This window comes from Kineosporia succinea (assembly GCF_030811555.1).
Classification (GTDB): domain Bacteria; phylum Actinomycetota; class Actinomycetes; order Actinomycetales; family Kineosporiaceae; genus Kineosporia; species Kineosporia succinea.
Genome location: NZ_JAUSQZ010000001.1, coordinates 2504218 through 2517075, shown reverse-complemented (window position 1 = coordinate 2517075; position 12858 = coordinate 2504218). Strand labels below are relative to the sequence as shown.

Genomic DNA, 12858 nt, shown 5'->3' with positions numbered 1-12858 from the left:
GGTCAGCGTCACAGGTAGGTGGGCGCGTCGGCGCCGTAGAACTTGTTCACGTCGGCAGCTCCGGTGCGGGATTTCGGCAGGAGAGTGGCGGCGGTGAGCGTCCGTTTCACCGGAAGTCTCTCCGCCCGGGCGATTCCTGAGGTCAGGAGTGCGGTGTCGCGTGCATCCGGGTGCGACTCGGCGATCTCCAGCAGCAGCGGTCGGACCTGGGCCAGCAGCGGGGTGACCGGTCGGCCCAGGGCCGTCGCGGTCGAGATCAGCACCGAGGCCACGCACTGGTGCAGCGTGGTGGTGACGAACATGGCAGCCAGATCCACCGGGTCCTTCGCGATCAGCCGGTGGTCGGTGAGTCTCTCGGCGAGCCCCTGCGTGACGCTGCTGCCCAGGTCCGGGTCGACGAGGCAGCTGTCCAGGTCGCGCAGCAGCAGGCGCACCCGGTTCTCGTCCACCACGACGAGCACGTTCTGCGAGTGCGCCTCGTGCACGATGCCGTGCTTCAGCCACAGCGTGACCTGCCAGGTCAGCAGCGTGCGCAGGTAGCTGCCGAGGAACGCGTCCAGGTCGCCGCCGAAGAACCGCTCGGCGAGCATGACGCCGAGCAGGCGCCCGTCCCACCCGCGAGCGGTGAGCCCGGCCACCGGCAGCACCCGGGCGTCGGTGAGCACCGGCCAGCGGCGCACCAGCACGGCGAGGTGGTTGTCTGCGTGCAGCCAGGTGCTCTCGTCGGCGGTGAGCACCGACTCGGCGAACTGCCCGTCGTTGCGGATGAGCTCACTCAGGCCCTGCGACAGCACCGCACCGTCAGCGAGCGAGGCCCGGCTGACCAGGCGCAGGTTCAGCCGGCCGAGGGTGCGCATCGGCATCGGCACCTTCAGGTGCACCGACCGGTCGGCCTCCGGCACCACGGTGCGCATCGAAAGAGTGGGCCGGACCTGCAGCCGGGGCGCCGGGAACGGCCGGGCCGGGATCTTCGCGGCTTCGAGCACTCCGCCCAGCTGCTTCTTGGTCATGGCCGGGTGCACGGGGATGGCCACCCGGTCGTCGCCGGGCCACCAGCCGGGCAGGTCACCCGAGGTGCTGACCAGCTCGCGGGGCACCGACACCCAGCGCAGACCGAAGCGCGGCGCGTGTTCCGGCGCCCAGCGGCGCAGGTCGGCGCGGCGCAGCCCGACCCGGGCCATCGAGAACGGGTAGATCGGGTGGTCGCGGTAGGCGGACAGGGTCTCCGAGATCTCCCAGGACTGCGCCGTGACCACGTCGACGGTCTGGTCGTCGGGCTGTGGCGTGGGCGTGGCCAGGGCCTCGGTCCACGACACCCGCAGGCGTCCCATGACCTCGGACCGGTGCGCCCGCCGGACCTTCGCGGCGCTCCCGGCCGCCCGCGCCTCGGCGAGGAGAGCCCGGAAACCGGTGCGGTACTCGTGCGCCAGCCCGGGAGCGACACCACTCAGCAGCTCGGACTCGAGCACGTGGACGACGGCACTGAGCCGGGTGGCCTCGGACCGCGACGTCGGGCTGACCCGGATCACCCGGGGTTCGCGCATCACCAGGTCGCTGACCAGGTCACCACGTGACGGTGACCCCACGCGCACCGGAAGGCGAAGGCCGTTCAGGGCGAGCCAGAGGTCGGCGTACCGCTCCTCTTTCTCGACCCGCTGCGTCCACCCGATCGACGAGCGCAGACCCGAGCCGCCGTGAGCCACCCGCGGGCTCGGCGCGGGCATCAGCTGACCGCGGGTGCGCAGACCGGCCACGTCCTCGCGGAGCAGCGCGGTGCCGAGACGCAGCACCAGGTCGCGCTCGAAGGCGGGAGCGGGACGAGGCGCGGGACGACGTGCGGGCCTCATCCGATCACCCAGTGCCCGCCGGCCAGGAACTCACCGGTCACGGCCTCGACCCCGGCGGAGTCGGGGCCGGTCACGGTGACCGAGCCGAGGTAGTCGCGATTGGTCCCGGTCACGCGCACCGGTGTGCCCACGTCTTTCATGGGCCGGTAGTCGAGCTGGTACTCGCCCCGCTGCTCGGTGAACGCGTCCGGAGCCTTGAGCAGCACCCCGCCGGCATCGACCAGCACCCAGTGCACCACCCCGGCCTGTGGTTCTTTCGGGACCGGCGGCTCCAGTGGCTCACCCGTGAGCAGGCGCAACAGCTCGTGGAACAAGGGCTCGCCGAGCAGCCGGGCCATCGCGAAGTCGCAGTGGTCGCCGATGATCCGGTCGTTGACCTCGACCAGCCGGGGACCGGCAGCCGTCACGATGTACTCGGTGTGGCAGGCGCCGAAACCCGCGCCGAGCCGTTCCAGCTGGGCCAGCACGGCCGTGACCTCGGCCGGGTCGGGCGCCGGGTTCCAGGTCAGGCGCTCCTCGATGAAGTACGGCGGGGGCGACACCCGGGTCTGCCAGCTGCCGAGCACCCGCAGGCGCTCGCCGTCGCCGAAGGTCTCGAGCGTGCGCAGCGGACCGTCGAGCAGGCCTTCCAGCAGCAGGTCGCCCTCGCGCCTCGCCCGTGTCTCAAAGACCCTTCGCACCAACTCATCCCGATCACTCACCAGCACGACGTCTTCACTGGCGACGCCTTCTGCGGGTTTGAGAACGACCGGGAAGGGAATGTCCGCAGCCTCGGGCAGCGGAACGCCGGTCACGAGTCGATGGCAGTAGGTGTCGTCCAGTCCCGCCGATCGAAGCCGGGCCCGCATCAGGCCCTTGTCGCGGGCGCGCTGGGCCGAACGCCAGTCCTTGCCGGGCAGTTCCAGGTACTGCGCGGCCAGGGCGGTCTGAACCTGGAGGTGGTCGCTGTTGCTGATCACCGCGGCGGGCCGGCCGGTGGCCTCGATCGCGGCGAGCACGGCCCGCACGTCGTGCACCGAAACTCCCACGACCTCGGGGGCATCCGGCCGATCGGCGTAGGCGCGCCGGTGCGCGTCCGGGTCGTCGGTCAGCACCCGGACGGGAAGTCCCAGGTCCCGGGCGGCGGGCAGCAGTCCGTGCGTGACGGAGTCGGTGGGATTACGGGCGAGCAGAACCACGGCCATGTGGATCACTCCAACACGAGCAGTTGTGCTCCGGACAGCCCTCGCCCGGGAACGTTCCGGAGCCGGCCATCGAGCCACCACTCAATGTCACCCCGGATCCCCCTCAAGCTCGCCCGCTCAGTACCCGACAGGTACGTGCCGAGCACCCCCGGTGACACGACGAACAACCCCCCAGAACTCGACATGCGCCCCTGTTCGATTGAGGCAAGGCTTACCTTATAGTGGCTGCGCGGAGTCACGCCGGGCCTATCGAAGGAGGCGACAGATGGCAGTTCACAGTGTCATTCACGCCTCTCTCGCATCTCCCGGTCGGTCGCAGAAAGTGATCAGCGTCAACCCGGTGAGACTGCTCGCCCAGCGCCTGACCGAACTCGACCCGGAGAGCCCTCACGCCTACGCGGCGTGGCCTTTCGGTGAGGTTCCCGAGCGCGGTCGGTGGATCACTCCGCGTGAGGTGATCGAGGCCATGCTCACATCCGAGGGGCCTCACCTCCGCCACGGCCCGGCGGTCACCGGCGCCCGGCTGATCGGCAGCCTGGGCTACGCGGCGGCCGGCCGTCTCGGCGTCGCGATCGCGAACACCGGCCAGGCCTACGACACCGGGCCCGACTCGCTGGTGCTGCGGCTCGACGACGAGGGCCTCGTCGCCCAGATCGCCGTGCGATCAACCCGTTTCGCGGTGCTGCCGACCGATGAGCTGGCCGGCACGCCGGGTGTCGACGTCACCGAGGACCTCGCCGGGCTGGTGTCGTGGGCGGCCCGCAACGCCTACGCGACGCTGGCGCCCCTGATCGAGCAGATCCACGCGCGCACTCGCTACGGCACGGTGGCGATGTGGAACCAGGTCGCCGACTCGGTGCTGAGCCCGACCACCAAGAGCCCGGCGCTGGTGGGCGGCAGCCAGGAGGCCGGTCGCGCCGCCGGTCAGCTCTTCCTCGATGCCCTGGTGGCCGAGGGCGCCCCGATCCGGCGGCGCGGCACGGTGCGCATCCTGGAGAACAGCACGCTCGATCCGGTGCGGGGCATGTGCTGCCTCTTCTATCGTCAGGACGAGGAGAAGTGCGGCGGCTGCCCGCTCGTCAAGACCGCCCCCTGACGCACCGCGAGCCGGGTGGCCAGAGCGAGCACGATCAGCTGGGCCCCGGCGACGATCAGGAACAGCCAACTCACCCAGTCCGGTGACACCGTCCGCAGCAGACCGAGCAGGGTCACGCCCACCGACGCGCCGAACTGCACGGTCATGAACAACGCGGTCGTACCCGCCGCCTGCTCCCCCGGCCCGAGCAACCGGAACGCCCCGGCCACGGTCGGGGCCGCGGTGGCGCCGAAGCCCAGGCCGACCACGACGAAGAGCACGTAGAGCACCGTCGGCGGCAGTTGGTCGTGCCCGGCCACGAAGACCAGCGCCCCGGCCAGGGTGACGACCGCCCCCCCGGCCACCAGCGGACGCGCACCGATGCTGTCGCTCAGCCGGCCGCTCGCGCTCATCGACACCAGGAGCCCGATGCCCAGGGCGCTGACGAGTACCCCCTGCTCCAGCCCGGACACGCCGAACCGCTGCGCGGCGAACAGGGGCAGCGACGTCAGCTGGATGAACATGACCAGCCCGACCAGGCCCATCACCCCCATGCTCGCGCCGAAACCGGGGCGGGCGAGCAGTCGCAGATCGAATGCGGGTGGACGACCGGCACGGGTGACGCGGGCGGCGTGCGGTGCGTAGGCGGCCAGGAGGAGAACCCCGACGACGCCGGTCAGGACGACCACGGGACTCAGACCGCTCTCCCCGGAACGGTTCAGGGCGAACAGCACCCCGACGAACCCGGCCGTGAGCATGAGGAGACCCCGCACATCGGCGACGGATCCCGCCCGGGCCTGAGGGGCGTCCTCCATTCGAGCCCTGGTGACCCGGAGCACCGCGCCCAGCACCAGTAGTCCGAGAGGCAGGTTGACCACGAAGATCCACTGCCAGTGCCCGGTCTGGAGCAGGAGCCCGCCGACGAGCGGGCCGAGCACCGGGGCCACGTTCACGATCATCGACATCACGCCCATGACCCGGCCCATCTGTCCCTCGGGGGCGAGGCCGGCGGCCAGCGTCATCGCGGTCGGCTCGACGATGCCGCCCCCGATGCCCTGGACCACCCGGAACCCGATCAGCGCGGGCACCGACCAGGACAGCGCCGTCAGACCGGAACCGGCCAGGAAGATCAGCATCCCGGTGACGAACAGGGCGCGCGGACCGAACCGGGAGGTCAAGTAGCTGAGCACCGGCAGCACCGACGCCACCGCCAGCAGATACGCGATGGTCACCCACACCACCTGGTCGAGACGGGCGTCGAACGAATCGGCCAGCGAGTCGAGCGCCACCGCCACCACCGTGCCGTCGAGCACCGCGAGAAGGGCCGCCGTGGCGACGGCCGCGAGTGCCGACCTGGGCACCTCTTTGACTGTCATGAGCGTCAAACTAAACCCACCAGTTCAATCAAACCAACCAGTAAGTGCGGTGGAAGCCACACGGTCGTCAGAGGAAACTGGACGTAGAATCAAAGGCGTGGCTCTGAGAGACCGACGGCGCGAGATTCTCGACGCGGCCGCGCCGATCTTCGGCGAAGAGGGGTACGAGCGGGCGAGCATCGACGCCATCGCCTCCCGGGCCGGCGTCTCCAAACCCACGGTGTACAGCCACTTCGGCGGCAAGGAGCAGCTGTTCCGGGAGTCGGTGGCCGACTCGGCGCAACAGCAGAACGAGGCCGCGCTCGGCGCGATCGCCCAGCTCGACTACTCCGCCGAGGGCTGGCAGGAGGCGCTCTACCGGCTCGGTCTGGGCTTGGCCGACTGCTCGCTGAGCCCGTGCTCGGTGTTTCTGGACCGGATGATCGCGGCCGAGGTCGGGCGCGACCCCGACATCTTCGACGTCGTTCAGGTGCGCGCGGTTCGCCCGGTGCAGGAGGCGCTCGCCGGGCGTCTCGCCATGCTCGGCAACGCTGGTTTTCTGCGTATCGCCGATCCGGTCAAGGCCGCGCGGCAGTTCATGGTGCTCGTGAACGCGGAGCTGCCCGGGCTCACGGTGCTGGGCACACAGCGCATCAGCACGGAGGCCTTCGAGGGGGCCGTGCACGACGGGGTAGACACGTTCCTGCGGGCATACGCGGCGGAACCGGCCATCTGAGCGCGCGCTCGACCGGTCAATCGCCCTGGACCGACCGGTCTGCCCCCGGTGACCGACTGGTCCAGAGCACCTATTGACAGGTGGCTCAGGGCAGCGGACCGTTTGCCTTGAGTAACGATCCGGTGCAGATCCGCGCCATTCTCCCCCACCGTCATGATCGCACTACCCTGAGTTCCCGAATTCGGTCAGAACGGGCGTACTCTGCGTTGTGTACTCAATGCGGATTGTCGCTGCGAAGGCAGACCAGTCCGGCGCTCGATGCAACAACCGTCGGCGTGTCTTCGGCTGGGGAGCCGAAGGCCGGAACGAGGGAGCCGAGTTGTTCACCCAGCACCGCGGAACCGTCCGGTGAGTATCGACACCACCCCCTGGGGTCGCTGGCGCGAGGTCGGCGACCGGGTCTTCGTGCGCCGCAACAAGACGCTCGACATGAACGCCGGCCTGGTCCTCGGCGAAGACCGCTGCCTGGTGATCGACACCCGGGGCAACGAGCGCGAGGGGCGGGAGCTCTACCGCGCGGTCCGCTCGGTCACCGGGCTGCCGCACGTGGTGGCCCTGACCCACTCGCACTTCGACCACTGCTTCGGCACCCAGGTGTTCGCCGACGCCCAGCCCGGCTGTGAGATCTGGTCGCACGAGCGGTGTCACGCCGACCTGTCCGCCAACGGCCGGTGCCAGCGCGCCGAGATCGCGGGCTGGCTGCGCGAGTCCGGGCAGGAGGTGCTGGCCGACGAGGTCGACGCCGTGCGCATCACGCCGCCCAACCGCACCATGTCGTGCGACGCCACCCTCGATCTCGGTGGGCGGCACGTGGTGCTGCACCATCCGGGGCGTGGGCACACCGACCACGACATGGTGGTGGAGGTGCCCGACGCCCACGTCGCCTTCGTCGGTGACCTGGTCGAGCAGGGCGCGCCGCCGTCGTTCGACCACGCCTACCCCCTCGACTGGGCCGCCACGCTGAACCGGCTGCTCGACCGGCTGAGTGGCGTGGTCGTGCCCGGTCACGGTGACGTGGTCGATGCCGGGTTCGTGGCCCGGCAGGCCACCGAGATCGCGCAGGTGGCCGACGTCGCCCGGCGGCTGCCCCCGCACCTCGACGACGCCGAGCTGGAGTGGCACGCCGGTCGCCTGGCCGTCGGTTCCGCGGCCGGTTTCATCGCGCTGCGCCGGGCCCAGGAGCATCTGGCGCAGCTCGCTCAGCTGTGAGGTGTGCCCTTTAGGGCACGTAGGATCGGCTCTCCGGCAGTAAGTACGGAGGGAACGGTTCTGTGATCCAGGTGGGCGACGTCCTCGCGGCGGTCGAAGGTGCCGAGGTCGTGCGGAGGAATGCCGAGCAGTTCGGCCGCGCGAGCGTCGATACCCGCGACATCACCGGGGGCGAGCTCTTCGTCGCGATCGGGGGCCCGAGCCGCGACGGCCACGACTTCGCGGCGGCCGCGGTGCGCGCCGGGGCGACGGGTGTACTGGTCAGCCGCGTTGTCCCGGAACTGCTGGAGCTCGGTGTCACCGTCGTGCGGGTGCCCGACACGCTGGTCGCGCTGCAGGAGGCCGCGGCTGTGGCCCGGTCGCGCAGCAGCGCCTCGGTGATCGCGGTGACCGGCTCGGCCGGCAAGACCACCGCCAAGACGCTGATCGCCCAGGTTCTGCAGTCGAAGTTCGACATCCTCGCGAACAAGGCCAGTTTCAACAACCACCTCGGTGTGCCGCTGACGCTGACGGCCATCGAGCCCGGGCAGTCACAGGTGATCTCCGAGATCGGCACCAACCACCCCGGTGAGATCGGCCACCTGACCGGTCTGGTTTCGCCGAACGTGTCGGTGGTGACCAACGTCGGGTTCGCGCACCTGGGCAATTTCGCGAGTCAGCAGGAGCTGGCGAACGAGAAGACCGACATCTTCAACCACACCCGCCCCGGTGGGACGTGGATCGTGAACGGTGACGACGAGCTGCTCACCCGCACCACGCTCGGGCGGCCGGGGGCGGCCGCCGCCACGGTGGTGCGCGTGGGGTTCGACGAGGGCAACGACCTGCGCGCGGTCGACGTCACGGTCGACGAGCACGGCACCCAGGGCGTCATCGAGGTCGACGGGCAGCGGCTGCCCTTCAGCATCGGGGCGGCCGGGCGGCACTTCGGCTACGCGGCCATGCTCGCGGTGGCGGTGGGCCGGGTCTACGGCATCGCGCCGGCGGAGAGCATCGAGGCGTTGCGGGGGGTGCAGCCGCCGGCCGGGCGCGCGTCACTGCGGCGCATCGACGACGAGCTGCTGATGATCGACGACAGCTACAACGGCAGTCCCGACGCCATGATCGGCTCGCTCGACCTGCTGGCCAGCCTGCCGGGCACGGTGAAGGTGGCCGTGCTGGGGCAGATGGGCGAGCTCGGTCAGTTCTCCGAAGAGTTGCACTCGCGGGTGGGCCACAAGGCGGCCTCCAGCGTGACGCACCTGATCACGGTGGGGGCGGCGGCGGCCCCGCTGCGCGAGCGGGCGGCGGCCGAGGGGCTGACCTCGATCGGCTCGGCAGACTCCGCCCAGGAGGCGCTGGCCCAGGTCAAGAGCATTCTCGAGGGGTCCGACGAGCACGCGGTGGTGCTGGCCAAGGGGTCGCGGGCGGTGCACATGGAGCGGGTCTACCTGGGTCTGGCGGGGCATCAGGTGGTCTGTGCGCTCACCACCTGCCCGCTCTACATCAACTGCGCCGACTGCCCGAAACTCACCACGGGCTAGGCCTTCTGCTTCTGGGCCTCCAGTCGGCGAGTGGCTTCGCGATCCAGAATGGTGGACGCGTCGGCACATTCGTGGGTGCCGGGCGGCACCTTCGCGTAGAGGGCGCGGTGGAGAACGTCGAAAGCCTTTTCCAGGTCGGCCTTCTCCTGCGTCTCACCGTAGGCGCGGTCGCCGATCACACGGTCACGCAGGGCCGTGACCGACTCGTGCGCCAACCTCGGGGTTCCCTCCCGGGCCAGCGCTGACTGCAGGCTGCCGAAGGCTTTTCGCAGGTCGGGATCGATGCGGTCGCCCGTTGCCGGCTTCGGACGGCGACGGGCCCTCAGCACGATCTTCAGCAGAGGACCCCGGAACAGCCACAGCAGCAGGGCCAGCACGATCAGGGCCACCGGGCCGACCACGCCGGTCAGGAAGGCCAGGGCCCTCTCCGCGAGCTGGTGGGTCAGCCGGTCGAAGGTGTTGCTCACGGTCTGCAAGAAGCTCTGGCCGGCGCCGCCGGAGGGGGTCGGGTCGGAGGTCACCCAGCCCGCGCCGGGAAACCAGACCTCGACCCAGGCGTGGGCCGCCGACGCCCGGAGCACCTGACGTCCGTCATTGGCGTCGCTTCCGTCCGCCAGGTAACCCACGACCATCCGCGCCGGGATGCCGGCCGCACGCAGCAGCATCAGCTCGGCGCTGGCGAAGTGCTCGCAGTAACCCTGGCCGGACTCGAACAGCGCGAAGTCCACGGCGTCCTGGCCCTCCGGAGGCACGGCGGCGTCGAGCGTGTAGGTCATCATCTGGCGCAGGCGGGCCTCGATCGCCTGCACGGCGGCGAGCCGGGTGGGGGCGGTGGCGGTGAGTTCGCGGCTCAGGTCCCGCACGCGGGTGGGCAGGGTGTCGGGCACCTGCAGCCAGCGGGGGTCGATGGTGGTCCCCCTGGCGCTTCGGGCTGCGGCGGGGCTCCCGGCGTCGGTCGCCACCGCGGTCGCCACCGCGGTTCCCGCCGCGGTTCCGAGCGAGGCGGGCCGGGTGGTGTCGGGATAGACGCGGCTGCTGATCAGGTACTCGTCGTTGTTGCGGGAGGGCATCAGGACGCGGTCGCCGTTGGAGACGTAGGTGCGGCCGGCGTATCCGGCGGGCAGGTCGGCGGACAGGACGCGGCCGGGGGCGATCAGCTGGGCGGTGCCGTTGCCGCGGATCCGGACCTGGTCGGTGCGGGTGGTGCCGAGCTGGGTCGTGGAGTTCTCCGGGGGTGCTGTCCCGGGGCTTTCCGGGCTCCCGGGACTTTCAGTGTTCTGGGGTGCGGGGGTGCCGGTCCCGAGAGTGTCGGCGCCGCCGGACGTGCCGGTGTCCTCGCCGATTCCGAGGTCACCGGGGGCGGCGGGGTTGGTCAGGTCGCCGGGGACGGCCGGTGAGGAGTCGATGGGGGAACCCGGACCACCGTCGGCGGTGGCCGGGGCGCTCGGGCTGATCGTGCTGCTCGTGCTGGTCCCCGCGTCCCCACTCGCGCCCGCGTCCCCACTCGCGCCCGCGTCCCCACTCGCGCCGGCGTCCTCGCTCGTGCCTTGGTCAGTGGTCGCGTCTTCGCTGGTGCCGCTGGTGCCCTGGTCGGTGGCTGCGTCCGTATCGGTGGTGGTGTCCTCGGCGGCGGTTGGGGTCGGGTCGGACCCGCTCGAATCCTCGGTGACCGTCGGAGTTTCGGTGCCCCCCGCGTCCATTGCTGAATCGGTGCCCTCTGTGCGCAACTGCACGGCGTTGCCGTTGTTCTGCAGGGTGGTGACGAGGGCGGAGCGACCCGTGGTCTCCCAGCCCGCACCGGTGTAGAGGTCGAGTGTGGCTGTGCGCCAGTGGGCGGGAGCATCGGCGGGGACCTCTGCGACGGCGGTCTCGCTGAGGGGACCACGGGAGTTCAGGGCCATCTGGCCACCGAGGAACTTCGTGTCCCAGGCCCGGGCGCCGTTGCCCGAGAAGCCTCCGCCCGCACTGCCGGAGGCGGCGTTGCGGGCGATCTCGGTCATGCCCGACGCGGCCGCCGCCCCGAGAAGACCGCAGCTCAGGGTGATGGCCAGCAGCACCGGCAGCACACGCCAGCGCAGGGCCGGGGACAGCGACGACTCGGCCGGCGCGTCGGCGTCGCGGGTCAGGGTCATGGCGGTGACGGTCGGGGTCTGCCGGGTCTGCACCGTGGTGAGCCGGGTCAGGGCGAACAGGGCGGCGGGCCAGCCCACGACGATCGGGATCAGCAGCCGCTGCCCGTTCGGCGCGGCGACACAGGCCAGACCGAGCACGGCGGCGCCCAGCACCAGGCCGGACTGCACGCCGCGACGGTCGCCGAGCTCGAGCGTGACCGCGACCAGCGAGCCGGCGGCCAGGGCGGCGAGCAGACCGAGAGGGACGCCGTCGGGTACGGCCAGCACCGAGGCGGCGCTCGCGAGTGGGTCCTCGATGTCGCCGGTGACCAGGGCCCGTGACCCGGTCAGCGCGGTGGCCAGCACGACCAGGCCGATCGAGGCCGCGGCCACCGCCGTCCTACGCCAGGAGACGGCCGTGACCTGCGGAAAGCGGGCGGGCACGAACACCCCGACGACCACGATGAGCACGATCACGAGCAGGCAGACCACGGCCGGGAGGAGGCCGGCCAGCCCCAGGGCCGCCGCGGCGGAGGCCAGGGTGAGCAGGGTGGCGGCGTTCTTCACGGGGTGCCTTCGGCGGGGTGAAGTCCGAAGGGGCGGGTTTGTGCGTGGATCATGACAACCCCGGGGGTGGTTCGGACGTGTAGTTGGGTGTGGAACTCGTCGTGTTCGGCCGTCGCGCTGGTCGTCGCTGCCTCGGTCCCGGCTTCGTCGAGGCCGGCGAACCAGTCCAGGATCTGCTGCTCGTCCGTCCCGCTCCACGGCTCCACCCCGGGGGCCAGCAGAGTCACGTCCGAGTGGGTGCCCACCGCGGCACAGGCCGACCAGGCCGCCAGCGAGAGCAGCTCCTCCCAGGCCTCGTCCTGCGCCGAGCCGGTGACCAGCATGATCAGCCGTGACTCCACCTCGGGCTCCGGCACCACCACGATGAGCTGCTCGGGCCGGGGCTGGCGGGCGGTCGCGCGCCAGTTCACGTGGCGGCGGTCGTCGCCGTGGCGCCATTCGCGCAGGCCGTGGGGTTCGCTGCCGGCCGGGGTCGGGCGGGCGCCGGCTGCGTCCTCAACGCCCAGGTGTCCGGTGCCTATGTCGACCGCGGCAACCCGGGCGGGGTGCACGCAGATCGCGGCCCGGCTGCGGATCCGCCGGGCGTGGCCGGCCATCCCGAAGGGAGCCGTCGTCCACAGCCTGATCTCGTGGGTGTCGGCCCGCACCCGGCGCACGGGCACCCGGCTCACCGTGAACTCGGCCTGGCCACCGGGCGGCAGCGGAGGCACCGCCAGCGACACCGGCGGGAGCCCGGCGCAGGTGTGCACCACCCCGAGGCCAGGAGTGCTGTGCACGCCGTCGTTCCGGATCGAGAGCACCTGCTCCGCGGCCTCTCCCACCACCATCCGTTCCGGCGAGCGAAAGGCCACCGACACCGAGCGCAGGTCCGGCCGGAAGAACTGCGAGAGCAACACCGGCACCGCGAGCGCACAGGCCACGAGCAGCAGCCAGGGGTTCAGCGCGCGGATCGCGATCGCTGCCAGCACCGCGGCCAGCATGATCGCGAGCCAGCCGCCGGGGGTGATCGGCCGTATCAGGCGCATCTCGCGCTGCATGCGCTCGCGCAGGCCACCGGTCGCTCGCCCGGTCAGGCGGCCGGGCCCCTTGCTGGTCGGGCTGCTGTTTGGGCCGCCGGGACCGTCGCCGATCAAGCGGCCGGGCGTGTTCGTCGGCGCGGTGCCGGTCGCGGTGCCGGTCGCGGTGCCGGTCAGCTCGGGGGTGGCGCCGGCGGGAGATCCACCGGGGGTGTGGTCGCGGGCGTCGCTGGGCATG

9 protein-coding genes are annotated in these 12858 nt (G+C 71.4%); 4 read left to right on the top strand and 5 right to left on the bottom strand.

Annotated elements, in window-relative coordinates; translation table 11 throughout:
* Positions 1-8: 8 nt before the first annotated feature.
* Together J2S57_RS10980 and J2S57_RS10975 are read right to left on the bottom strand one after the other, a co-directional pair.
* Entirely contained in the window at positions 9-1847 is a 1839-nt protein-coding gene (locus J2S57_RS10980; protein WP_307241224.1) for an IucA/IucC family protein, read from the bottom strand.
* The gene (locus J2S57_RS10975) at positions 1844-3031 is read right to left on the bottom strand and encodes an ATP-grasp domain-containing protein (RefSeq protein ID WP_307241222.1); all 1188 of its coding nucleotides are present in this window, start codon (positions 3029-3031) and stop codon (positions 1844-1846) included. Before J2S57_RS10975 ends, J2S57_RS10980 begins: the two co-directional genes overlap by 4 nt.
* Before the next feature lie 340 nt (positions 3032-3371).
* Here J2S57_RS10975 and J2S57_RS10970 point away from each other — a divergent pair, with 340 nt between their 5' ends.
* The gene (locus J2S57_RS10970; protein WP_307241220.1) at positions 3372-4127 is read left to right on the top strand and encodes a (2Fe-2S)-binding protein; all 756 of its coding nucleotides are present in this window, start codon (positions 3372-3374) and stop codon (positions 4125-4127) included.
* Here the strand turns inward: J2S57_RS10970 and J2S57_RS10965 are convergent.
* Positions 4076-5482, bottom strand: a complete 1407-nt coding sequence (locus J2S57_RS10965; RefSeq protein WP_307241218.1) for an MFS transporter — start codon at positions 5480-5482, stop codon at positions 4076-4078. The genes J2S57_RS10970 and J2S57_RS10965 overlap by 52 nt on opposite strands.
* A 97-nt stretch (positions 5483-5579) precedes the next feature.
* On the opposite strand from J2S57_RS10965, the gene J2S57_RS10960 reads away from it, so the two are divergent.
* The 3 genes from J2S57_RS10960 (at position 5580) to J2S57_RS10950 (ending at position 8926) form a co-directional block, all read left to right on the top strand.
* Positions 5580-6197 carry a TetR/AcrR family transcriptional regulator gene (locus tag J2S57_RS10960; RefSeq protein ID WP_307241215.1) on the top strand — a complete coding sequence of 206 codons (618 nt, stop codon included), beginning with the start codon at positions 5580-5582 and terminating at the stop codon, positions 6195-6197.
* A 348-nt stretch (positions 6198-6545) separates the two neighbouring features.
* Positions 6546-7406, top strand: a complete 861-nt coding sequence (locus J2S57_RS10955) for an MBL fold metallo-hydrolase (RefSeq protein ID WP_307241213.1) — start codon at positions 6546-6548, stop codon at positions 7404-7406.
* A 62-nt stretch (positions 7407-7468) separates the two neighbouring features.
* Entirely contained in the window at positions 7469-8926 is a 1458-nt protein-coding gene (locus tag J2S57_RS10950; protein WP_307241211.1) for a UDP-N-acetylmuramoyl-tripeptide--D-alanyl-D-alanine ligase, read from the top strand.
* Here the strand turns inward: J2S57_RS10950 and J2S57_RS10945 are convergent.
* Positions 8923-11604 carry a transglutaminaseTgpA domain-containing protein gene (locus J2S57_RS10945; RefSeq protein ID WP_307241209.1) on the bottom strand — a complete coding sequence of 894 codons (2682 nt, stop codon included), beginning with the start codon at positions 11602-11604 and terminating at the stop codon, positions 8923-8925. The two genes, J2S57_RS10950 and J2S57_RS10945, sit on opposite strands and share 4 nt — an antisense overlap.
* Positions 11601-12857, bottom strand: a complete 1257-nt coding sequence (locus J2S57_RS10940) for a DUF58 domain-containing protein (RefSeq protein WP_307241207.1) — start codon at positions 12855-12857, stop codon at positions 11601-11603. The genes J2S57_RS10945 and J2S57_RS10940 overlap by 4 nt, the downstream gene beginning before the upstream one ends.
* Position 12858 lies beyond the last annotated feature (1 nt).